23 protein-coding genes are annotated in these 21,961 nt (G+C 42.2%); 12 read left to right on the forward strand and 11 right to left on the reverse strand.

The window, feature by feature from the left end; genetic code table 11:
• Positions 1 to 579: 579 nt before the first annotated feature.
• Positions 580 to 2,025 (reverse strand): tetratricopeptide repeat protein, encoded by a 1,446-nt coding sequence (locus tag F6K37_RS11095; RefSeq protein ID WP_287250163.1) that lies wholly within the window; start codon positions 2,023 to 2,025, stop codon positions 580 to 582.
• A 542-nt stretch (positions 2,026 to 2,567) separates the two neighbouring features.
• Entirely contained in the window at positions 2,568 to 3,914 is a 1,347-nt protein-coding gene (locus F6K37_RS11100) for a citrate/2-methylcitrate synthase (protein WP_287250165.1), read from the reverse strand.
• Positions 3,915 to 4,210: 296 nt separating this feature from the next.
• Here F6K37_RS11100 and gntT point away from each other — a divergent pair, with 296 nt between their 5' ends.
• The 3 genes from gntT (at position 4,211) to F6K37_RS11115 (ending at position 6,397) form a co-directional block, all read left to right on the forward strand.
• Positions 4,211 to 5,536: a guanitoxin biosynthesis MATE family efflux transporter GntT gene (gene gntT, locus F6K37_RS11105; RefSeq protein WP_287250167.1), complete on the forward strand. Its 1,326-nt coding sequence runs from the start codon at positions 4,211 to 4,213 to the stop codon at positions 5,534 to 5,536.
• Between the two features lie 35 nt (positions 5,537 to 5,571).
• Positions 5,572 to 5,730, forward strand: a complete 159-nt coding sequence (locus F6K37_RS11110) for a hypothetical protein (RefSeq protein ID WP_165691801.1) — start codon at positions 5,572 to 5,574, stop codon at positions 5,728 to 5,730.
• 85 nt (positions 5,731 to 5,815) lie between these two features.
• Positions 5,816 to 6,397: a TetR/AcrR family transcriptional regulator gene (locus F6K37_RS11115; RefSeq protein WP_287250169.1), complete on the forward strand. Its 582-nt coding sequence runs from the start codon at positions 5,816 to 5,818 to the stop codon at positions 6,395 to 6,397.
• Between the two features lie 44 nt (positions 6,398 to 6,441).
• Here the strand turns inward: F6K37_RS11115 and F6K37_RS11120 are convergent, their stop codons facing one another.
• Positions 6,442 to 6,594, reverse strand: coding sequence for a hypothetical protein (locus F6K37_RS11120; RefSeq protein WP_287250171.1), 153 nt, complete (start codon positions 6,592 to 6,594; stop codon positions 6,442 to 6,444).
• 76 nt (positions 6,595 to 6,670) lie between these two features.
• Between F6K37_RS11120 and F6K37_RS11125 the strand changes: the two genes are divergently transcribed.
• Both F6K37_RS11125 and F6K37_RS11130 read left to right on the forward strand, forming a co-directional pair.
• On the forward strand, positions 6,671 to 7,453 hold the full coding sequence (locus F6K37_RS11125) for an SDR family NAD(P)-dependent oxidoreductase (protein ID WP_287250173.1): 783 nt from the start codon (positions 6,671 to 6,673) through the stop codon (positions 7,451 to 7,453).
• Between the two features lie 416 nt (positions 7,454 to 7,869).
• Complete coding sequence (locus F6K37_RS11130) at positions 7,870 to 8,133, forward strand: hypothetical protein (RefSeq protein ID WP_008190074.1); 264 nt, start codon at positions 7,870 to 7,872, stop codon at positions 8,131 to 8,133.
• 610 nt (positions 8,134 to 8,743) lie between these two features.
• Here the strand turns inward: F6K37_RS11130 and F6K37_RS11135 are convergent.
• A complete protein-coding gene (locus F6K37_RS11135) occupies positions 8,744 to 10,573 on the reverse strand; it encodes an ABC transporter ATP-binding protein (RefSeq protein WP_502887735.1) in 1,830 nt (609 codons plus the stop codon).
• 242 nt (positions 10,574 to 10,815) lie between these two features.
• Between F6K37_RS11135 and F6K37_RS11140 the strand changes: the two genes are divergently transcribed.
• Positions 10,816 to 11,418, forward strand: a complete 603-nt coding sequence (locus tag F6K37_RS11140; protein WP_008190084.1) for a hypothetical protein — start codon at positions 10,816 to 10,818, stop codon at positions 11,416 to 11,418.
• 131 nt (positions 11,419 to 11,549) lie between these two features.
• Here F6K37_RS11140 and F6K37_RS11145 read toward each other — a convergent pair whose 3' ends face one another.
• The 3 genes from F6K37_RS11145 to F6K37_RS11155 form a co-directional block, all read right to left on the reverse strand.
• Positions 11,550 to 11,909 carry a hypothetical protein gene (locus F6K37_RS11145; protein WP_287250176.1) on the reverse strand — a complete coding sequence of 120 codons (360 nt, stop codon included), beginning with the start codon at positions 11,907 to 11,909 and terminating at the stop codon, positions 11,550 to 11,552.
• Between the two features lie 496 nt (positions 11,910 to 12,405).
• Positions 12,406 to 12,798: a DUF1499 domain-containing protein gene (locus F6K37_RS11150; RefSeq protein WP_353837988.1), complete on the reverse strand. Its 393-nt coding sequence runs from the start codon at positions 12,796 to 12,798 to the stop codon at positions 12,406 to 12,408.
• Positions 12,799 to 13,317: 519 nt separating this feature from the next.
• Positions 13,318 to 13,491: a hypothetical protein gene (locus tag F6K37_RS11155; RefSeq protein WP_287250179.1), complete on the reverse strand. Its 174-nt coding sequence runs from the start codon at positions 13,489 to 13,491 to the stop codon at positions 13,318 to 13,320.
• Between the two features lie 227 nt (positions 13,492 to 13,718).
• Between F6K37_RS11155 and F6K37_RS11160 the strand changes: the two genes are divergently transcribed.
• Positions 13,719 to 14,486, forward strand: coding sequence for a TdeIII family type II restriction endonuclease (locus F6K37_RS11160; RefSeq protein ID WP_287250181.1), 768 nt, complete (start codon positions 13,719 to 13,721; stop codon positions 14,484 to 14,486).
• Positions 14,487 to 14,564: 78 nt separating this feature from the next.
• Here F6K37_RS11160 and dcm read toward each other — a convergent pair whose 3' ends face one another.
• Complete coding sequence (gene dcm, locus F6K37_RS11165; protein ID WP_287250182.1) at positions 14,565 to 15,848, reverse strand: DNA (cytosine-5-)-methyltransferase; 1,284 nt, start codon at positions 15,846 to 15,848, stop codon at positions 14,565 to 14,567.
• A gap of 181 nt (positions 15,849 to 16,029) precedes the next feature.
• A complete protein-coding gene (gene truB, locus F6K37_RS11170) occupies positions 16,030 to 16,920 on the reverse strand; it encodes a tRNA pseudouridine(55) synthase TruB (protein ID WP_044495314.1) in 891 nt (296 codons plus the stop codon).
• Between the two features lie 173 nt (positions 16,921 to 17,093).
• Here truB and F6K37_RS11175 point away from each other — a divergent pair, with 173 nt between their 5' ends.
• On the forward strand, positions 17,094 to 17,294 hold the full coding sequence (locus tag F6K37_RS11175) for a hypothetical protein (RefSeq protein ID WP_131826871.1): 201 nt from the start codon (positions 17,094 to 17,096) through the stop codon (positions 17,292 to 17,294).
• On the opposite strand, the gene F6K37_RS11180 is transcribed toward F6K37_RS11175, so the two are convergent.
• On the reverse strand, positions 17,266 to 18,093 hold the full coding sequence (locus tag F6K37_RS11180; protein ID WP_287250185.1) for a nuclear transport factor 2 family protein: 828 nt from the start codon (positions 18,091 to 18,093) through the stop codon (positions 17,266 to 17,268). The two genes, F6K37_RS11175 and F6K37_RS11180, sit on opposite strands and share 29 nt — an antisense overlap.
• A 347-nt stretch (positions 18,094 to 18,440) precedes the next feature.
• Between F6K37_RS11180 and murG the strand changes: the two genes are divergently transcribed.
• The 4 genes from murG to F6K37_RS11200 all read left to right on the forward strand — a co-directional run bounded on the left by murG (position 18,441) and on the right by F6K37_RS11200 (position 20,690).
• Complete coding sequence (gene murG / locus F6K37_RS11185) at positions 18,441 to 19,490, forward strand: undecaprenyldiphospho-muramoylpentapeptide beta-N-acetylglucosaminyltransferase (RefSeq protein WP_287250194.1); 1,050 nt, start codon at positions 18,441 to 18,443, stop codon at positions 19,488 to 19,490.
• Between the two features lie 256 nt (positions 19,491 to 19,746).
• On the forward strand, positions 19,747 to 20,157 hold the full coding sequence (locus F6K37_RS11190; RefSeq protein ID WP_008190102.1) for a Tom37 metaxin N-terminal-like domain-containing protein: 411 nt from the start codon (positions 19,747 to 19,749) through the stop codon (positions 20,155 to 20,157).
• A 15-nt stretch (positions 20,158 to 20,172) separates the two neighbouring features.
• Entirely contained in the window at positions 20,173 to 20,472 is a 300-nt protein-coding gene (locus F6K37_RS11195) for a glutathione S-transferase C-terminal domain-containing protein (protein ID WP_008190105.1), read from the forward strand.
• 38 nt (positions 20,473 to 20,510) lie between these two features.
• Positions 20,511 to 20,690 carry a hypothetical protein gene (locus tag F6K37_RS11200; protein WP_287250187.1) on the forward strand — a complete coding sequence of 60 codons (180 nt, stop codon included), beginning with the start codon at positions 20,511 to 20,513 and terminating at the stop codon, positions 20,688 to 20,690.
• 238 nt (positions 20,691 to 20,928) lie between these two features.
• Here F6K37_RS11200 and F6K37_RS11205 read toward each other — a convergent pair whose 3' ends face one another.
• Positions 20,929 to 21,741, reverse strand: a complete 813-nt coding sequence (locus F6K37_RS11205) for a tetratricopeptide repeat protein (protein WP_287250189.1) — start codon at positions 21,739 to 21,741, stop codon at positions 20,929 to 20,931.
• Positions 21,742 to 21,961 lie beyond the last annotated feature (220 nt).

Raw genomic sequence — 21,961 nt, forward strand, 5'->3', positions numbered from 1 at the left:
GTTATGGGAGAAGGGTTGGAGGAATCTTAATGGCAATTTGAGGTTTAGTAATAGCATAAATCTAAAGTAGAGATATTATACTACTTGTATCACTAAGTGTTGCTATTGCTGTATTAATTCTTAACATCACAGTTAATCCCGTCTGGAGGTGTTTCTGCTCACCGACATCAACTAGTCCGTTGGTGGGCAGTGCTTAGTCAGGCGATTGACCGTAGGTCACGCTACGCGATGCTCCGTAGGAGCCGCTAAAAGCGATCGCAAACAAATGAATCGGTGTGATGCACTGCCCACCGACATGAACTAGTTATCAGTGGTGAGTTACCGATTACTGTCAATCGTAAGGTGGGCAGTGTGTACCAACCCGATGGCAAGCAAATGACTCTGTGTGATACACTGACCACCCTACATCTAAATGATAGATTTACTGTGGCCAAGGGAGCAGGGAGCAGGGACTGAGGCCGTAGGCCACGCGGGGCGCGTGAGGCCGTTGGCCACGCTGCGCGAACGGAGCAGTGGAAAGAGGCAGTATTCAGAAAATTTTGTTAGTTGAATAGCCTCATTTCCCTTTTACAGTAAGCTTTATGAGTTTTTTAACTGGAAATTTAGCATAGCAGGTACTGAAGAACCATTTAACGGAGTTTTTAAGTGCTGTCTAGCTTGATAAAACCATTTGTTTTCATCTATATTATTAGTATTGGCATACTCATAGCAATATCCCCAATTATTAATTATTTCCGTGTTTTTTGTTTCCGTATTTTTTTCATCTGCTTCGTTTTTTTCAGCTTCTAATACCTGGGCTAGCAAACAGTAAGCTGGTGCCTTGTTATTATATAACTTCTTAGCATTCTCGAGATTATATTTTGCCTCATCATAGTACTTTTGTTCTAGCATAGCCCACCCCAGGTTTGTCAGCAAATTGTATTTCACTTCTTTATCATTGTCTTTATCATTTTCAGTCTCCTCATTAATTAGGTCTAGACCTCTTCGTAACCAAAAACTAGCCTGAGCATATTTTTGATCGATAATATACATTCTTCCTAACTTATTATAAGCAGGAATGAAGTTATCTTTCACAGCAATTTTGTATTGAGATAAAGCCTTTTGATTTTCTTGTAGTTCCTCATAAATTGTTCCTAAGTGATAATGAGATTCAGCGTAGTCAGGATTCAGGGCGACTGCTCGTTTGTAGTCTGATATGGCGGCAGCAAATTTCGGATGATTATGTTGAATGTCTTGATCACCAAGATGGTTGTAAAAATCGGCAATCTTAGGTAACAAAAAATAAACTATAACACAAATGAGGAAAAGACTGAAGGCAATACCACAAATTACTTCTTGCCAAAAATAGTTAGGAATATTCAAACGGGTAAGAGCATTTTTGATTAACTCCTGTCCAGTTTTTGTGAAAGCGGTTCTACCAACCAGTAGTGTTAGGACGCCCTCACTAGCAGTAACAAAAACCTCTAAGGTATCTGGTGCTCCACCACTCAGAAAGTGTTCCGAAATATCTACCGTTAAACTAAAAGACAATATGAGAAATACAATTGTCAGTATTTTCCATAGCCAATCCAGATAATCCCATCGATGCTTTGGAGGTTCAAGAAACCACCACCAAGCCTCTACGTTAGGGTTGAAAATAGAATGCCATTCAGTTAGATCTACTACTGTGGTAATCTTATTAGTCTCTTGCTTTAATCGGTTATCTAGATCGTTAACCTTAATCAAGCTTCCTGTAGGAATCTGTGATTGATTGCTTAATTCTGCTTGAACCGTATCACGAGCAGTCAAAACTTCTAGAACTATTTCTTTTGATGGCGAGCGGAAGGATCCCACTTTGGAAGAAACATACCGCATTAAGCTGTATGATCGTGATTCTACCGCCCACTTAAAAAGATATATTTGCCAAAATGGGATGCTCCCTGACGAGCTAGCGTCTTCAAGTGTAGTAAGTGCATGAGTATAACGTTGAATAGCAGACTCTAACTTTGATATAGCAGAGTTAGTCTTAGGAGTTTCTTCTGGCATAAGCTGACTTGACGTCTGATTTCCCTCTAATTTCAGCCTCCCGTTCCACCAACCTCCTCTCAAATTCAGCCATTGTCTGAATGATGGGAATGTTTTCAGCACAGTCAAGGTAATTAGCGATCGCATCAACAATCACATCAGTCTTTGACCTGCCAGTTTGCTCAACCTAGCAGCTATTGAGTTATGGGAGAAGGGTTGGAGGAATCTTAATGGCAATTTGAGGTTTAGTAATAGCATAAATCTAAAGTAGAGATATTATACTACTTGTATCACTAAGTGTTGCTATTGCTGTATTAATTCTTAACATTACGGTAAATCACGTCTGGAGGTGTTTCTGCTCACCGACATCAACTAGTCCGTTGGTGGGCAGTGCTTAGTAAGGCGATTGACCGTAGGTCACGCTACGCGATGCTCCGTAGGAGCCGCTAAAAGCGATCGCAAACAAATGAATCGGTGTCATGCACTGCCCAGCCTACATTTACTCCCGGGTTTATTTTAAGGATTAGGCTGACGGCTGACAGCTGTTCGCGTAGCGTGAGCTTTTAGCTCACGGCTGAATGCTTAAGAGCAGGGAATAAGGGAATCACTCCTGAAGTGCTTGGCTCAACATCATTAAAGAATAAATTTGTTTTTCCTACATAAGCTTGATTAGGGAAAACAATAGTAGATTTTTCGGTAGCTAGGCAAATATTAGCAATGTAGCCAGCAATGCGACTGCAATAGAACATAACTGTCATCAGTTGATCAGGAATTCCTAGGTTTTTCCATAAAACACCAGAATAAAAATCTACGTTTGGTTTAATCTTATCGAAGTAAGGAATAGTATCTATTTGCTTATGCATTTCCCTCGCAATATGCATGAAAGTATCTCCCTTTCCTTCTTCAACCATTTGGTTGCAGATTTTGCTGAGAATTCTGGCTCTAGGGTCTATCCCTTTGAATTCAATATGGCCTAACCCAGGGATTTTCTGTTTTTTATCCAGGGATTGCTGGATATAATTTCTGATATTCTCTTCTAGGTCTCCATCAGCAGCAGCAATTTCCTGAAACATCTGCAAGACCCTGAAATTAGCACCGCCATGTTTGTCTCCAGACAAGGCGTTTAAGGCGGAGATTAAACTTCTCCACATTCCCGTACCATTGCTAATATTTTGTTTAGCAGCAAATGTTGAAGGACTCAAGCCAGCGTCTGCATGCAACACCATCAGTGTATCCATCAAAGAGCGTTGCTCATCGGTTACTTTACCGAAACCGCAGATCATCCCCAGGAGATTATTGATATAATCATAATTTTGTCCATAACAGCCAACGTCTTGGGGCAATACCAAAGGCTGCTGTTTGACATGTTGTAGGATCATCCCTACCAGAATAGGAGTTATGGCAAGAGCCTTCAATATTGCTTCCAACTGTTCGCCTTGATTCCGTAAAGGCAAAGAACATTCTCCGGAAAGATAGGATAATCCAGAACTTAGAATAGCGACGGGATTAGCATGGGGAGAAAAGGAAGAGATTACACTCTTGAGTCCCTTAATAATTTTCTGATCCAGAAGAGAGTTTTTGGCCAGTTGCTCCTTAAACCATTGTTTTTCCTCTTGGCTGGGGAGATGTGATTCATATAACAAAATAATGGTATCTAAGTAATCGCAATTATCGACTACTAATTGGATCGGAATCCCCCGGTAGTATAATTCTAGAGCTCCGGCATCTAAATAACTTAGACTGGCTAATTCAGTAGTTGTGTGCCTGAGTTCGGAATCGTAAATTTGATAGCCTGTAGTTTTTGCTACTGTTTTCCCACAGATTAGTGTTTGTCCTGTCTTGGTCAAGTATATGGGAATAGGGTGAGATGAACCATCGGGTAAGATGATAGTGAGATGAGAATGTTCCATTTTTACAATCACCTAATAATCCTATCGATCAGCTAACTTCAGAGCTATCAAAAAACATCTCAAAATGGATCCAAAAGCCCACAAATTAGTATGGGTTTATACTAACTTATAGATTCTTGGTATCAAGAGATACAAAGTTTTGCTATAACTAGCAACTTTTGTGATTAGCATCCACTCCAAATATAGCATATTGTAAACAAAAATACACACGATCAGCCAAAAATTGTTTATGGTGAGAATAAAAGAAAATTTTACAGTCAACAATTTTGGCTAGATTTTGGTAATTAAGACCCCTTATGTCCAAAGACAATACGGAAACGTTTCATCTTCGCTTTCTGCGATTAGCTACTGTCAATATCCTCTCCAACATCGCGATTCCCTTAGCAGGGTTAGTAGATACCGCATTTTTGGGACACTTAGCAGATATTAACTATTTAGCTGGGGTTGCTCTAGCTACAGTTATCTTCAACTTGGTGTATCGCAACTGTAACTTTCTGCGGATGGGAACTACCGGCCCAACGGCTCAAGCGGAAGGACGCTTTGACCAAGATGGAATTACGTTAGTACTTCTACGTAATGGTTTAATTGCTTTAACCCTCGGACTACTCATTATCTTGTTGCAATATCCCCTTAGAGAAATTGGCTTTAGCCTACTCAGCGCTGCACCTGAGGTTAAAGCTGCTGGACAAGATTACTTTAATGCTCGGATTTGGGGAGCGCCTGCAACCCTACTCAACTTGGTCTTAATCGGGTGGTTTCTAGGCCGGGAAAAGAGCACCAAAGTATTGGTTTTGTCAGCTATTGGCAATGGAGCGAATATTATACTGGATTACCTGCTGATTATCCGTTGGGGCTGGGCAAGTGCAGGGGCTGGATTTGCTACGGCGGCTGGCCAGTATCTGATGTTACTTATGGGCATGATTTTCATAGCTACAGAAAATGGCTATCCTCAAATGCTAGCGCTAGTAGACAGGATTTTCGACCTAGAGGCCATAAAATCGACTTTTAAGTTGAATGGAAATATCTGGATACGCTCTATTGCTTCAACCATCACCATTGCTGCCTTTACTGATTTGAGTGCTTATTTGGGCACGATGGTGCTAGCTATCAATACTTTACTGTTGCAGGTGATGATCGTGACCTTCTACTTTATTGAAGGATTATCCTTTGCGACGGAAAGTATAGCAGGGAACTTTCGCGGTCAAGGCTTGACCAACAAATTTCCTTCTCTGTTGCGCCTATCTGGAGCAAGCAGCCTCGGCATAGGACTAACCATAGCTTCCTTATTTGTCCTCCTGCCAGATCCTCTGTTTGGGTTGATGACCAATCATGGAGAGGTAATTGACGAACTTCACCATTATCTTCTGTGGCTACTTCCCTTTCTAGGACTGAGTTCTATGGCTTTTATGTTAGATGGGTATTTTTTGGGCTTAACTGAAGGAGCTCTGCTTCGCAAAGGTGTTGTAACCGGTAGTCTTGTTGGTTTTCTCCCTGTAGCTGTAGCATCTTGGTGGTTCCACAGTAGTCAAATCTTATGGCTGGCTATGTGTTGTTATATGGGAGTAAGAGCCTTAGCCCTGGCAGTTCAAGTCCCAAAAACTATGAGGTCTGAGAATATTTAATCCCAGGAGTGTTGAATAGGGAAGAGTGTGGGGAGATGGGGAGATGGGGAGATGGGGAGATGGGAAGATGGGGAGATAGGAAAGATTTTGATAGTGTTTATCATAGTTATGAGGTACAGGAAGTACAGTCAAGTGTCTTACCCCGATTCCCGATTCCCGACTCCCGACTCCCGACTCCCGATTCTAAATTCTAAATTCTAAATTCTAACTTCCCTACTCCCTACTCCCTTTCCAAAAAAGTACTTGACAAATCTACCTAGTAGTAGGTAGTATAAAGTCATGAAACAGAAAACTGCTCAACAAATCCTAGACGTAGCTCAATCAATGGTGCGCAACCGAGGCTACAGCGCCTTTAGTTACGCCGACATTTCCAAAGAAATAGGTATCCGTAAGGCTAGTATCCATTACCATTTTCCTTCTAAAGATGATTTGGTAAAGGAATTAGTAAAACGATACCAAAAAAACTTCGCACGGAAATGTGTTGAGATTGAGCAACAACAAACAACACCTCAAGCACAATTGAGAGAGTTTGTGAATCTCTACCGAGATGGTTTGCAAGACAATAAAATTTGTTTGTGTGGAATGTTGACAGCAGATTTGAGTGTTTTAAATTCCGAAATCCAAGCAGAGATCAGAAGTTTCTTTTCTGTCACTGAATCTTGGTTAGCTAAACTATTGCACCGTGGCTGTGAAACCCAGGCTTGGCAGTGTAGCCAATCGGTGGAAGTAGAAGCAAAAATGCTACTTTCCATGTTACAAGGAGCGCAATTATTAGCCCGGGTAGCGGAAGATAGTAGTGCTGCTTTTGATCAGATTACTGGTGCATGTCTGGAAGAGAAGCTATCAGCGGTCAGCAATTAGCTTAAGCGCTACTTGAGGTGCTATCAGCTATCAGCGGTCAGCTATCAGCTATCAGCTAATGGGCTATGGGTCACAGCGTCGAAGCCTATTCCACGGTACTTACTGTTGAATAAAATAAGCTGACGGCTGAAGGCTGAAGGCTGAAGGCTGACCGCTGAAGGCTGACCGCTGACCGCTGACCGCTGACAGCTAATCAAGGAATAATTTTTTTTATTCCAATATCTACCTTCTAGTAGGTAACTAAAATAAAATCAATCAATTAAGGAGATAATCATGACACAAGCATTTGCGGGACAAAAAATCATTGTTGTTGGTGGCACCAGTGGTATGGGTAAAGCGGTTGCTCAATTAATTCTTCAGCAGGGTGGTGCTGCGGTTTTAATTGGCTCACGTCAGCCTAAACTGGAAGAAGCAGTAACGGAACTTAGTCACTATGGAACGGTAGTTGGTGAGTTAGCTAATATCTCTGATCCAGAGATGAGAAATGCTTTAATTGATCGTTTAAATGTCAATCATAGTGATGCCACATTACTAGTCAATGCAGCAGGAGTGTTTCTCCCTAAACCGTTCATTGAGTATGAAGAAAAGGATTATGACCTCTATTTGGATATTAATAAAGGAACCTTTTTCATCACTCAGGGGATTGTCAAAAATATGATTAAGAATGGCAAGGCTGGTGCGATCGTTAATATTGGCTCGATGTGGGCGAAACAAGCGATAGAAGCTACTCCGTCTTCTGCCTATTCTATGGCTAAAGCTGGTTTACATTCCCTAACCCAACATTTAGCAATGGAACTAGCCAACTATAATATTCGAGTTAATGCGGTATCTCCGGCAGTAGTAGAAACTCCCATTTACCAAGGTTTCATCCCCAAAGAACAAGTCCATTCTGCCCTAGAAGGATTCAATAGTTTCCATCCCATTGGCAGAGTAGGAAAACCTACAGATATTGCTGAAGCTGTGGTTTATCTACTTTCTGAGAAAGCCAGTTGGGTGACTGGCGCGGTCTGGGATGTAGATGGTGGTGTGATGGCTGGACGCAATCAGTATAACTAGGCTTAATAAGGGTGCATCTCATATTTATAAAAAAAGGGGAGATGGGGAGATAAGGAGATCAGGAGATAAGGAGATAAGGAGATAGGGAGATCAGGAGATAGGGAGATCAGGAGATAGGGAGATGGGCAGATTTTTATTAAGGGTATAATTGATAATTAATCTAGGTAAAAGTAAAGTAAAAAAAGCGATAGCGTAGCGGCTATTTCAGAGGCTATCTTAATATTTATTACCTCTTAAAAAAGTTTTTACCTCTCCCCACACTCTTCTTATTTATTTCCTATAACCATACTTCAAAATTTCCTCACAATATTATAATATTATGACACTTTTATACCTATTTTATTAAAAACAAATATAAAACCTCTTGACAAAAATAATTATAATAATTATGATTATAATATGCAAACGAATTCAAGTTGTTAATCAGGTTTACAGACTTTGTTCCGAATCCTGACAATAATCCAGAGTATCTAATTCCGGGGAATACTTCTCAGATTTTTTTCGGGAAGAAAGAACCGGTTGAGCACAGGCTTAAGGGCTCCCGTAAGGCAGTAATGAATACTATCTATTCCCTGTATACCCAGGGCTACGCACAACTTTATGAGTGGACTCCTCTTGAGCCGAGTGGCATTCCTGGAGAAGTGATTAGTACTTTGACCAGGTACCTAATTCTGGATTAAGATTTTAAGCAGCTGGGGGGTTTTCCCCCTAGCTATAAGACCAGGTCTAATCAAGTAGGATAAGGATTGGACTGGTCATGGAACAAAGTCACATAACATAAGTAGTGAAATCGACTTACTGTGGATTTCCGCCAGCCGTGGAAATAATTTCTACGGCTATTTTTTTTGGTTAGCAGGTTAGCAGGTTGAAGGTTGAAAGTTGAAGGTTAGAAGGTTGAAGGTTAGCAGGTTGAAGGTTAGGATGTTGAAGGTTAGGATGTTGAAGGTTGAAAGTTGAAGGTTAGAAGGTTGAAGGTTAGCAGGTTGAAGGTTAGCAGGTTGAAGGTTAGCAGGTTAGAAGGTTGAAAGTTGAAGGTTAGCAGGTTAGAAGGTTGAAAGTTGAAGGTTAGAAGGTTGAAGGTTGAAGGTTTAAGGTTAGAAGGTTGAAGGTTAGCAAGTTTAAGGTTAGCAGGTTTAAGGTTAGCAAGTTTAAGGTTATATAGCGGTTTTGATAGAAATGAGGTACACAGGATTTTTTCCCTATTTTCTATTCTCTGTTACCTATTCTCTGTTCCCTATTCCCTGTTCCCTGTTCCCTATTCCCTTTTAACTTCCCACACTCCCCACACTCCTATTTCTTCACTCCAGACTGCACCCGCCACAGCATGGCATAAATTCCCTGTTGCTCTAACAACTTTTCATGTCGTCCTTGCTCTACTAATTTGCCTTGGTCGATGACATAAATACAATCAGCATTGCGGACTGTGGACAACCGATGAGCGATCGCAATGGTTGTGCGATTTTGGGTAATCTTTTCTAGGGAGCGCTGAATGGCGGCTTCGGTTTCATTATCAACAGCGGAGGTGGCTTCATCTAGAATCAAGATTGGGGGGTCTTTCAATAGTGCTCGTGCGATCGCAATTCGTTGCTGTTGTCCTCCAGATAGTTTCTGACCCCGCTCTCCCACAATGGTGTCATAGCCTTGGGGCAGATCCATGATAAATTCATGAGCTTCTGCGGTCTTAGCGGCAGCAACTATTTCCTCGGTGGTGGCATCAAACGTGCCGTAGGTGATATTCTCTTCTACGGTGCCGTGGAATAAAAATACATCCTGGCTAACTAGACCAATGGCATGGCGTAAGTCTTTGAGCTTGAGCTGTCTGATGTCAATTCCATCAAGGGTTATCGAACCTGCTTGGATTTCGTATAGTCTTAATAACAGTTTCACTAAGGTACTTTTACCAGACCCTGTGGAACCTACTATCGCGATAGTCTCAGTGGCTGGAATGTGGAGGGAGAGATTTTCTACCACAGGGGGGCGATCACGGTAGGCAAATGTAACATTATTTAATACCAATTCCCCCTTAACCTCGGACCTAGGCAATGGTGTATCGCCAGAGTGCATGGCAATTGGGGTATCCAGCAGATTCATTACCCTAGTGGTGGATGCCATGGCTCGTTGATACTGATCGAGGGTGTTACCCAGTCGAGTTAATGGCCACAGCAAGCGCTGAGTCATGAACACTAAGACACTGTAGGTGCCTACAGCTAGTTCCCCGGCTGCTGCGGACTTACCACCGTAGAGCAGAATTCCGGTAAACCCAAATAGGATTAACATCCGAATCAAAGGGACAAAGGCAGCAGAAAATGCGATCGCTTTCTGGTTAGTGTACTGATACCCTAGACTTTGTCTCTCAATCCGCTTAGTTTCATACTCTTCCGCTGTAAAGCTTTTAATGGTAGTAATCCCAGTTAGATTATTCGCTAACTGTCCATTGAGTAACCCTACCTTTTCCCGCACTGCTGCATAACGAGGAGCAAGCAGACGTTGAAAGGTAATCGAACCCCAGAGGATAAAGGGGATAGGGATCACAGTTATCCATGCCACATTGGGAGCCAGGATAAAGAAGCCCGCACTGACAATAATAATGGTTGTGGATATCTGGAGAATTTCGTTGGCACCAATATCCAGAAAGCGTTCTAGTTGGTTGATATCATCACTCAGGATAGACATCAATCCCCCTGTACTACTATCTTCAAAATACGCTAGTTCCAAGGATTGCAGATGAGAGTAAGCATCTAGGCGCAATTCGTGTTGAATGGTTTGAGCCAGATTCCGCCACAATCGTTCGTAAGCATATTGAAAGGCAGATTCCAATCCCCAAACAATAAAGCTCAGGAATGCCAGCAATACCAGTTGGCTAAAGATATCCGTTACTCCTAGATGGGCAATCAAGGAATCTTGTTGTTTGACCACCACATCCACTGCCATCCCGATCAAGACCGGAGGGGCTAGGTCAAAGATTTTGTTGAGGATTGAGCATGCGATCGCTTTCCAGATTAGGGAACGATGGGGCTGAGCGTAACCAATCAGCCGCTGGAGGGGAGAGTTGGAATGCTTACGGTTATTTGGTTTTGACGTTAACCTTGAATTTCGTTTTGACTTTAACGTTGAATTCAACACAGTAATTAACCCTGACTGATCAGGCAGAATGGGTTGCTAAGTCCAGAGAGCAAATCAATGAGTGATCATTATACCGTATAGCACTGCGTGTAATAAGCGTGTTTGTATTGTAGTTTTGAACATATTCTCTACTCCCTACTCCCTGCTCCCTACTCCCTAAAAACGAGTACCAATTTACATCACCGATTGTATTATTTATATATAATATTTCTCAACCAAATTCATCAACAAACTAACCCTTGAATACTCCTAGCCACGCCATTATTAACCTTGCTGTTTTGAATCACCAGGCTCAAATTCAGGCAGCTTTACCGATTACAATTGGTGCTATTTTACCCGATGCACCAATTTTTATCCTTTATATCTGGGCAAAATTAATTCGTCGTCAACCAGAGTCCCAGATTTGGTCACAAACCTACGAATTGCCCTTTTGGCAGAACCTTGTTGCTACCTTTCATTCCCTGCCCCTAGCCCTGTGTGGAGTGATGATCAGCCATTACTGGGGATGGCAACTTTGGGAAATTCTTTGTTGGAGTATGATACTGCACTCCTTATTAGATTTACCAGTTCACAACGATGATGCTCACCGGCACTTTTTTCCTGTTAGTAACTATCGTTTTATTAGTCCTTTCTCTTACTGGGACCCCAAGCATCATGGTTATACCGTATCCACAGTGGAAAAATTGTTGGTGTTAGTAGCAACAATTTTTACTTTCTCTATAATTCACTCTTGGATAGGTAAAAGCTTACTAATTGTTGTGAATGTGTTGTACCTGATAGCATTTTTATATTTAGTTAAGTCCAAAGTCGTAGAATTGCTATATCCATCAATTAGTAGTTAATCTACCAAAAAAATATATCCCACATTCCTCACGAAGTGAAGAATGTGGGTTCAGATTCAAACGGTAAGCAATAGCCTACCCTAGGTAATCAAAATTCCACTAATGCCTAGTGCTATCATGCTTAGTGCTAATTAGAACGATGTGATGTACAACTTGCCAGTATTATTGTCGATTACAATACTTTGTAAATCTGCACCATCAGGAGCAGTAGAAGCATCAGGAAGTTCAGTGATCTGAATGGTAATTGGATTCTTTGAAGTAGAGTATATTTTCAGAGGGCGATTCTTAGTATCGATATTATTGATACTGCTGTATGCTCCTATAATCATGTACTTTGTAGCATTTCCAGTTACACCCAATTCAACACGTGGTCCTGTAGTTTCAGAGTCAGAAAATCGTGCCTGATATCCAGCATTGGCTGGGGATGCAGCACCAAGCAAGGTAAAGCATACCAACAATAACGAAACCACAAGAGATGCAATTTTTTTCATGATTATTTTATCCATTTTTTTCCATGGGGTACCTAACAGTAATTATTACCAATTCGGCTTCGCCAAAAAATATATTTTGGGATATATCCAGAAATAGTTTTGGGAGTATTTCGATGCCAACACTGGTTATATAATTAACCGCCAAAACCAAACTATCAAAGCCTAGAGAGTATGTCAAGCTACAGCGGTTTGCAATTAAATTAAGTAGTTCTGGTTTTTTAGGGAGTTTATGTAGGGTGGGCAGTGCTATAAATAGATAACATAAGCAAGTCAATCCCGTTGCTAGGCACTGCCCACCAACGGGTTTATATTTATTGAAGATGTAGGGTGGGCAGTGCTAGAAACAGATAACATAAGCAAGTCAATCCCGTTGCTAGGCACTGCCCACCAACGGGTTTATATTTATTGAAGATGTAGGGTGGGCAGTGCTAGAAACAGATAACATAAGCAAGTCAATCCCGTTGCTAGGCACTGCCCACCAACGGGATTAATTCACTCAGCTCAATTCCGCTCGGATTGTTTCCACCCGTTTCCGATTAACTCCCAAATCTGATTTTCCTAAACGGGAGGCGGAGCGAACATGGATTACCTTAGCAGTGTCATCCAACAAAAACTCTACATCATCCACAAACCCCATTAAAGGAGTAGTGAATTGTGCGTAGAGATAGTTGTCTTTCTCTTCAATAATTTGTGTTCGTTCTAGGTTTTGGATCACAATTTTAAGCTTAGCCATTGCTTCGGTAGGGGTAGAGTTGTAACCTAAAGGTTCAATACCATGCTCAGCATCTTTGCTATAGCTGCTAACACAGTTAGGGGTATTTGGGCAAGGTGCTAATTGCCCTGAGGACTGAATCCCAATATTGGTAGGTTGTTTTCCTGGAAATTTCATGAATGATTCTCCTGAAAGGGCAAAGGTAGCTCCTATGGAAACAATAGCGACTAATACTAAAGATATGGATCCAATTAGTATTAGTCTCAACGGTGATAGTTTTTGGCTTTGTACAGTCATAAAGCGTTTGTATCTGGGTTGTAAACACAATTGCTGAAAAAGGCAATATAAGCATTCAGCAGTCAGCAGTCAGCCGTGAGCTAAAAGCTCACGCTACGCGAACAGCTTTGTGGCACAGGCTTCTAGTTTGTGGCACAGGCTTCAACGCTGTGACATAACTCAGATTAAACTTTTGCTGACCTGTTTTATTCAAAAGCTGATAGCTGATAGCTGATAGCTTAATGCTTACTAGGCAATATCGAAAAGAGATCTGGACTTTTATTGGATAATAAAAAAAGACCCCCTAGGTTTACATCTCAAATACAAACACTATAGTGTATTAGTGTGTCTGTATTATTAATATCATATTTGGTTTTGGTTGACTAATTATCCTATTGACTGACAAAACTCCGTAAGCATTCAGCCGTCAGCTATCAGCCTTGGCCTTTGGCTGATAGCTGATAGCACATCAAGTAGCGTGCGCGTAGCGCATAAGCTGATAGCTGACAAAACTCCTAAAACCATTGATGTGACGTAGGAAGCGGTGGAGGGGTAGTGAAGCCCAACAAAACCCTTGCCAGGGTTGGATTTCACTTAAAAGTAACAATTCGATTAATAGCATAACTAATACATCAATTTACTAGTACACTCAGATCAAATGCATAGGGCAAACACCCTCACCACTGCTGTCACCTGGTCTTGCTGGAGAGGCTCTGGATTGTTAATCATTAGCAGACGCTCTAGGGTGCATTGGTGCTCGATTCCTAGTCAGAAGAGATTGTAAGCTGGTTAAAGCGTTGTGTGATAAATAGGGGTCAACTGTGAAGGAAGCCACTAAGCTACAAATCAAAAACCTACTAACGAAAAAAATCAATGAAAAGCTCGACAGATACGCTTCTGAATCAGAATATAAACCATTTGTTGAAGCAATATTTACTAAAGAAAAAATAGTACTCGCATCTAGAATGCATTCACTATATACCTCTTTCGGGATGTCTATCTACGAACAAATTGCCCTAATTTTAGCTGAAAGTGCTGGGTACCAGGTAGAAACACAATATGATTTGTTGGGAGGTATAGACAGAGACACTGAAACCATCATCGATCAAATTTGCTCAGAAATAGAAAAGGAAGAAAGACTGCCTGATAAGACGAATGAAATAAATTTAATTAGGAATAGTATTAAGCCAGTAGAGCCTCAAGCAGACCAAGATAAAAGGGTAGATGTTTTTATTACCAAGCAGAATGGCGAGGAACTATATATAGATATAACTACTGTCAAACCAAACCGAAAAGAGTTTCGGTCACTCAAAAGAAAAATGCTTCGTTGGTGTGCATTACGGTTTAGCCAAAATCTCGATGCTAATGTAAGGACTTGTATTGGCATACCTTACAACCCATATTACCCTAATGATTATCAACGTTGGACTGCTAAAGTTTGTGATGTCAAAAATGAATTATTAATTCAAAATGATTTGTGGAAGGAATTCGCTGGTGAAGATGTCTTTTTAGAACTTCTTGAAATATTTCAAGAAGTTGGTAAAGAGTTAAGGGATAAAATATCATTTTTTTTGGAAGGACGTTTTTGAGTTACAGTCCAATTATCGCTCCTTTTATATCAGCAATAAAACCAAGGTTAGTCAGACTAAGTGGTTCAGCATTTTTAACTATATTGGTAACGATAACTGAATAGCTTTGTCTTGTTCTCTGTGTTCGATTACCATCGTTTCTGAATCGAATTTCCCTTGCAACATCGCAATCAGACATTCTCCAATGCGGTAAGCCAAATTAACAGGGACCGCATTACCGATTTGTCTGTACCTCGATGATAGAGAACCGGTAAATTCCCAATCATCGGGGAAGCTCTGAATACGTGCATATTCCCTGACTGTCAACGGTCGCGTTTCTTCAGGATGACACCGCTCTGTCTGTTTTTGAGCTGGGTTACAGGTGAGAGTAAGGGAAGGTTCTTCCCAAGAAAGCCGCCTAGCCATACCGGTTTTGCCGCCACCGAGATAGAAACTCTTTTTCATATACTCTTTTTGAAGCTCTATTGTTAAGTTCCGCCAATAACCTCCTGGTTCGATTAAATCCATAATTTCTCTCTTGCGGGGAGGGTATTTTGCTCCTATTGATTTAGGGCAATCTTTGAGCACCTCCCTCAGGGAAATAGTGTAGTCCTTTTCCTTAGGAAATATTGCGTTTAGGTCTAAGTCTTTTCTGACCGCAATGATAATTACCCTCTCTCGCTTTTGGGCGACATCTAGAAACTGCGCTCTGAGCAACTTATAGGTAGGGTTGTAGCCTAAATCCTCTAAGGTTCGCAGCATGGTGGATAAGGTTCTGCCTTGGTCATGTTGGATCAGACCTCTAACGTTTTCAAGCACTGCTATTTTTGGCTGTACTTCCTTGACGCATCGTGCAAACTCAAAAAAGAGCGTCCCTCTAGTATCGTCAAAACCTTTACCTAGACCGGCATAGCTGAAAGCTTGGCAGGGCACCCCACCAGCCACAATATCTACATTGTCTTTGTAATTGGTAAAATCAACGTTGGCTATATCCTCAGGTATGATTTCCCAGGAAGGTCTATTCAGCTTCAGAGTGTTTACGCAGTCTTTATCAATCTCCACCAACAGCTTGGTGGTTAAGCCAGCATTCTCAAAGCCCAGTGCCATGCCTCCACACCCAGCAAATAACTCAATTACTCTGAAGCTAGTGGGTTTGCTCTTGAGAACACGAAACTCAACCCCAGTAGCTAGCCCTTGATACTTCCTTTGAATTCTTTTTAACTCTTCAATATCAAAAAAGCGGTAGTTTCGTTCAGACCGCTTTGCCCTGAGCAGCTTTTTCTTTTCCCACCGGCGTATGGTATCGGAGGAGACACCCAAGATTTCAGCAGCTTCCTGAACTGTGACTAGGTCTTGAACAGTGCCAGATTTAGTGTTTGCCATACCCAATACGCTCTAATATAACCGTTGCATAATGCAATGGTTACAAAAAACGGGATACAGATCAACTAAATTCCTGAATTACTTTATCCGCCCCCCGCTCCTTTGGTTACGACCTAAACCTAGAACAGCTAATGATATAGCTAGTTACTATGTAAGTCCTGTTCGATTCAATCAACTACCATCAAACAAAAACCATTTGAGGAGCCAGCAATACCCCAGAGGTTGAGGATATCACCTTACCAATACCCAAAAAACTGCCATCTTCGTGATACACTTGCAAAGGAATTGTGGGAGTTTCAAGAGTATCATCCCCAGAGATACGCTGTCCCAAACACCAGCGACGGGCTTGATCAGCGGACAAGGTTACAGAGGGTAAGTGCCCCAAACCTACACTAGGGGACACTGGCTGGAATAGGCTTTGTTCCAGCTGTTCGGTCAATTCTTCTAATGTCAGACTATCGGCTAAATCAAAGCCACTGCTGCGAGTACGAGTCAGAGCGGCTAGCACACCACCGGTTTCGAGGGCATCTCCTAAATCCCGGGCTATGGAGCGAATATAGGTGCCAGGACCACATGCGATCGCTAAATCAATTTCCGGAAATTCCCCCCCACGCCAATCTAAAACCTCGATCTTCTCAACCTCTACAGTTCGTTCTGGTACCTCTACCACTTCACCAGCTCTGGCTAAATCATACAGCCGTTTACCCTTGATCTGAATAGCGCTATACATTGGTGGCACTTGCTGAATCTTGCCCTCAAACTGTTTCAACAAACCCTTGACCAACTCCAGAGTCAACTGGGCTGCAGACTGAGTAGCAATCACCTCTCCTTCCAAATCATCAGTAGTTGTCCTCACTCCCAGTCTCACCGTAGCCTTGTAGGCTTTATCCTGCTGCATATACTGCAAAAGTCGGGTTGCCTTTCCCAGAGCTATCGGTAAAACCCCGGTAGCAGCTGGGTCAAGGGTCCCGCCATGGCCTACTCGCTTCAGCCGTAGCAGACGCCGCACTTTAGCAACGCAATCGTGGGATGTCCAACCTGCTGGTTTGTTTAAGTTTAGAAATCCTTGCACAATACTCAGATTTTGCACCAAGTTTAAAATTTATCTGTAAAGGTAGGGAATCGGGAATCGGGAATCGGAACCCACCCCTAACCCCTCCCAGGAGGGGAACGGGAATCGGGAATCGGGAATCGGGAATAGTAATAAGATTTGATTCTATCTTGATGCACTAGCTCATGGGAAGCATGGCTGTTTTATTTTCCTACTCCCTACTCCCTACTCCCTACTCCCTACTCCCTACTCCCTACTCCCTACTCCCTACTCCCGATTCCCTACTCCCTCGGTGCGCTTTCCGTAGGCGAATTAAATTCGCCACGGGTCGCACCGCTCCCGACTCCCTACTCCCTTCAAACCTAATTACTCAACCACATGTAACCGTCGAGTAATCATAATCATGCCATCCCCCCGAATTAATATAGCTGAAATCCAGCGGTCTTCTGGTAACAGTGGGGCTCGGCCAATCTTAAAAATTCCACCGGCAGCCAAAGATTCCAGGTCAACCTCCGTGGGATTAGTATAGCGCTGTGACCTGACTGATTCTTCTATAGCCACTCCCAGCAGCAAATCATCTCCGAGGGGTTCCTGGACAATGGCATCAAAATTAAATCGCTGACCAATACGCACTTGTTCTGGTAACTTCACGGTTACCTTGGGAGGATTAGCTCCTGATGTGATTTGGGAACGCTCTGCCAAAATGGTGGAATAGACAATTTTTTGGTTTTCAAAGCGCTGACGCGATCGCAAAGTCGATTCAAATTTGGTCTTACTAGCATCCTGTTGGTTACTAGTAATATAAGTCACAGTTTCTGCCACGATCGCGTTGCCCTCTTGCTGCCAATCCGTCAGTTCCGTGCGGTAATTCAACACAGGGTAGCGCTGCCACAATTGAAGCAACGCTTCTCCCATCACATCCCGACTTAAGCCATCGGAATTCGTAAAATTAGCGCTATAGAATTCCAGCAACCCTTCAACATCCTTGCCATTAGCGAAGCGATCAATTTGGCTGAGGGTATCTTTAAGCTGAGGCGGTGCGGTTTCCGGGCTATCTGCTTGGGCTTTCAGAGGAGAGCCGAGGGTCAACCCTGCCGTTAATAGTACAAATACTGACCAGTCCAAAGAAATAGACTTGACTTTAGTAGTAAAAGATTGGGATAGTCGTTGCAGTAAGGTGGCTGGATTGGTCATTGGTAATCGTTAACTGGTAACTGGTAACTGGTAACTGGTAACTGGTAATTCTGGTAACTAGTAATTAGTAATTGATCATTGGTGATTGGAGAAAGGGTAATCCCTTGGATTCACCAATGATACCAAATCTAGTTTGATAACCTATGTCTAGCTTGTAGGGTGGGCAAAAACAGTTTGATTTTTTTTAGTACTCTAGAGTATATGACTTTGCCCACCCTACTTTAATTGGTATTTTTTTTCTTCCCGATTCCCGACTCCCGATTCCCGATTCCCGATTCCCATTAACCCAAGACAAAAGCCCCTCACCCAATTGATCAAGGAGACCTATAGCCGTGTCTAAGTCACCCATGCGATTGCTGATTGCCGCCAGTGGTACGGGGGGACATATATTTCCCGCCCTCGCAGTAGCCCAACACTTACCCAATTACACTATCGAGTGGCTTGGTGTTCCTGACCGCATCGAAAATGAGTTGCTACCACCAGACTATCCCCTGCACACCATTGCCGTAGAAGGCTTTCAACAACGCTTCGGTCTTGGTACTCTGCGCATCGTTACCCGCCTGGTCAGTTCAATTTGGCAAGTGCGGCAACTGCTGAGAGAAGGTAAATTTGATGGTGTCTTCACCACTGGGGGTTACATCGCTGGACCTGCAATTATGGCAGCACGGTTGCAGGGTCTACCTACCATTATACATGAATCTAACGCTATTCCCGGAAAAGTAACCCGGTGGCTGAGTCCCTTTTGCAATACCGTAGCCCTAGGGTTTGAAGCCGCTTCCAAGTACTTACCCCGGATTAAAACCGTAACCGTTGGTACACCAGTGCGGGATAGTTTTCAACTGACTCAGGCACTAGAACTCCCGATTCCACCAGAGGTACCCTTGATTGTGGTGGTTGGGGGTTCCCAAGGAGCAGTGGCAGTGAATAAATTAGTGCGCCAATGTGCTCCCCTCTGGTTTGAAGCCGGTGCTTGGATTGTTCATTTAACTGGAGAAAAAGACCCAGAGGCTAACACCCTTAGCCATCCTCAGTACCTGTCTATGCCCTTTTATGACCACATGGCACCATTACTGCAACGGGCAAACTTAGCCATTAGCCGTGCTGGTGCCGGAACCTTAACCGAGCTAGCGATAACTGAAACACCAGCCATTCTGATTCCCTACCCTTATGCAGCGGAAGACCATCAAGCTTTCAATGCAGCTAGCTTTAAGGATTCTGGTGCTGCTTTAGTATTTCGTCAAGACCAGTTGACTCACGAAACGTTAGAACAGGAGGTGCTGGCTTTACTCAAGTCTCCAACTAGGTTAGAAGAGATGAAACAAAAAACAGCTAGTCTTGCGATTAGAGATAGTGGAAAGCGTTTAGCCTCTCTAGTTCGTGAGTTAGTTGAAAAATAAAATATGAAAGGAGAACTATGATCTCATGTCAATCAAGCTTTCCCTTGACTTTAAATATTAATAGTTTCAGAGGTTTGATTAAATACCTAAAAATTGCTCAAACCGAATAAGAACAATAAAATAATTGCAAAAAAGTCAAAAAAATAATGTAGACTAGCTTCGAGTTGTTGATTCGATAATGACTAGATTGATTTATTATTATTTTGCCCTTATAATAGTTATTGCTTAAGCGTAATATCGAACCAAATTTACTGTGATGATAACTTTGTATAAGGCACCACCTTTATGGGGATTACCGAGCATTAGTCCACCCTGTATTAAATTGGAAACTTGGCTGCGTATAGCTAATATTGCTTACGATATCGAGATTACTAAGGACTTTACTAAAGCTCCCAAAGGCAAAATTCCGTTTATAGAATATAAAGGAGAACTCATCGGTGACTCCACCATAATTATCGAGATGCTTAAGGAAAAAGAGGGCATAGATCCTGATCGGGATTTGACCTCAACAGAAAAAGCAATCTCCTTAGCTTTTCGGCGGATGCTGAAAGAAAATACTTATTGGGGAGAGATGTATATTCGTTATAACATTGAAGATAACTGGCAATTATTCAAACAAACATTAACGACTCTCTACTTTGCTGGGAGCTCGACACCAGAATCGTAACAGTTTTTACAACAGGTGCGAAATTCCCTTTCTAATCAGATTTATCAACAGGGACTGGGTCGTCACTCCGAGAAGGAAATTTCTCAAATTATTAATGCTGAGTTTCAAGCCCTGTCTGATTATTTAGCAGATAAACCATTTTTTATGGGGGAGAGACCGACCACTTTAGATGCAACGGCTTATGGTTATATTGCAAACATGATTTTACCTCCTTTCAAGAGTCTGATTATTGATCGGGTATCTCAATTTAACAATATCTGTCAATATTGTGAACGGATGAAACAGGCGTTTTTTCCAGATTATTTGCCTTCTTAATCCAGAAAAATTTCTAGGAGATGTGGTAATTGCCTTAAATGTCAAGTAATCACAATAGCGATCGCATTTTCAATTTACGGGTCGCACCTGTGGAATGGGCATCAGCCGTGGAACTGGCATCTTGCCAGTTTCATGCTTATTGCCGGGCGGGCAGGATGCCCACTCTACTCCTATTCAGCGCGAAGACTGACGCAAGGCCATTTTTCTGGCGTTGCTGAATCAAGGAATGAATACGCGATCATCTGGTTTTGGTCAAGCCCCCGTGGGTCCCCCAAGCGAGCAATCCCTCGCTTGGGGGACGCAAGAAAGTCTTATTCCCCCCAAAATTGGGGGGCTAGGGGGGCAAAACCATACCCAGAATCAGCAACGCCAGAAAAACGGCTGCTTTGGCAATATCTACTAGTGAACCAAAAGGTCCTGGGATGAGGCGATTATTGACCTACTCCCGCACCTTACCTATTTGAAAAAGGCTATAATCTGGTCATATAGCCCCTTAAAAGCGTAACGAATTTCGTCATTACCAAGGATAATCCCTAATAAAAACCCCACAAGTACCCACAAGAAAACGTTTCCATTACCACTAATCAAAACCCCCGATAAAACCCCTCCACTAAACCCTATAAATACCGCTTTTATCGGGATATAATTTAACTTTTTTGGCGGAAGTTCATCTGAATGTGGGGAAGACTTTATGTCTGAAGGCTGTTGTGGTACATCTTTACTAGTTTCTAAGATAGGCTTTGCTTGGTCTTCTAAATTTTTCTCCAAATTATCTGAGGTTGATGTTGGCTGTTTATTTTCTTCTCGTGTCAATCTATTATCGATTTTTTTGATAACTTCCAGTAATTGTTTTTGGATATTATGCTCGTCTTTAATATAAGCTTCTACTCTTTGCTCTGAGAATAATAACTTCTGTGTCAAGGTTATCCCTTGATCGGGTATGTAGTTTTTTGATTCCTGGTATTTGTCCCGAGCCTCATTATATTTTCCCTGTTCAAAGAGTAAATCACCCCGTTTGAGTAGCACAATCGCTCTCAACTCTTTATCTTCTGATCTCTGATTAGTATCTTCTGATCTCTGATTAGTTGGTTTTTCTAATTCCTCTAGTAGCAGAGACTGATCGTCTGTCCCAGCGGTCATATTTTCTGAAGGAGGTAGACCCCATTTGAAAAGCCTTAACAAATAGTTGCTTTCTATTGTAGAGGTAAACTGAACTGGAATGTCCAAAAGACTACGTGCCCAGTCGAGGTTATAAAGCCATCCTTTCACCAGATAGGGGATAAGATACTTCCAACCTTCTTTTTCACTTTCCCAGAACCCATAATAAATCCAATCACTAATTATCTCTCGATTTTTATGATATGAAAAAGTCAGCAGTAGTTCAGGAAAAGTTTGGACCTATGCAACCATCGATCTCAAATGAAGACATGTTTTTCTCACAAGCGCGAGAGCTATTTGAAGAAATAGTGGACTGGCTGGGTTCAGATAG

Origin of the sequence: Moorena sp. SIO4E2 (assembly GCF_010671945.1) — a bacterium.
Taxonomy (GTDB): domain Bacteria; phylum Cyanobacteriota; class Cyanobacteriia; order Cyanobacteriales; family Coleofasciculaceae; genus Moorena; species Moorena producens.

What these genes read in the sequence shown, in the direction of transcription:
- F6K37_RS11095 (WP_287250163.1), bottom strand. Translation starts at nt 2,025, where the DNA reads ATGCCAGAAGAAACTCCTAAGACTAACTCTGCTATATCAAAGTTAGAG.
- F6K37_RS11100 (WP_287250165.1), bottom strand. Translation starts at nt 3,914, where the DNA reads ATGGAACATTCTCATCTCACTATCATCTTACCCGATGGTTCATCTCAC.
- gntT (WP_287250167.1), top strand. Translation starts at nt 4,211, where the DNA reads ATGTCCAAAGACAATACGGAAACGTTTCATCTTCGCTTTCTGCGATTA.
- F6K37_RS11110 (WP_165691801.1), top strand. Translation starts at nt 5,572, where the DNA reads ATGGGGAGATGGGGAGATGGGGAGATGGGAAGATGGGGAGATAGGAAA.
- F6K37_RS11115 (WP_287250169.1), top strand. Translation starts at nt 5,816, where the DNA reads ATGAAACAGAAAACTGCTCAACAAATCCTAGACGTAGCTCAATCAATG.
- F6K37_RS11125 (WP_287250173.1), top strand. Translation starts at nt 6,671, where the DNA reads ATGACACAAGCATTTGCGGGACAAAAAATCATTGTTGTTGGTGGCACC.
- F6K37_RS11145 (WP_287250176.1), bottom strand. Translation starts at nt 11,909, where the DNA reads ATGAAAAAAATTGCATCTCTTGTGGTTTCGTTATTGTTGGTATGCTTT.
- F6K37_RS11150 (WP_353837988.1), bottom strand. Translation starts at nt 12,798, where the DNA reads ATGAAATTTCCAGGAAAACAACCTACCAATATTGGGATTCAGTCCTCA.
- dcm (WP_287250182.1), bottom strand. Translation starts at nt 15,848, where the DNA reads ATGGCAAACACTAAATCTGGCACTGTTCAAGACCTAGTCACAGTTCAG.
- F6K37_RS11175 (WP_131826871.1), top strand. Translation starts at nt 17,094, where the DNA reads ATGGCTGTTTTATTTTCCTACTCCCTACTCCCTACTCCCTACTCCCTA.
- F6K37_RS11180 (WP_287250185.1), bottom strand. Translation starts at nt 18,093, where the DNA reads ATGACCAATCCAGCCACCTTACTGCAACGACTATCCCAATCTTTTACT.
- murG (WP_287250194.1), top strand. Translation starts at nt 18,441, where the DNA reads ATGCGATTGCTGATTGCCGCCAGTGGTACGGGGGGACATATATTTCCC.
- F6K37_RS11190 (WP_008190102.1), top strand. Translation starts at nt 19,747, where the DNA reads ATGATAACTTTGTATAAGGCACCACCTTTATGGGGATTACCGAGCATT.
- F6K37_RS11200 (WP_287250187.1), top strand. Translation starts at nt 20,511, where the DNA reads ATGTCAAGTAATCACAATAGCGATCGCATTTTCAATTTACGGGTCGCA.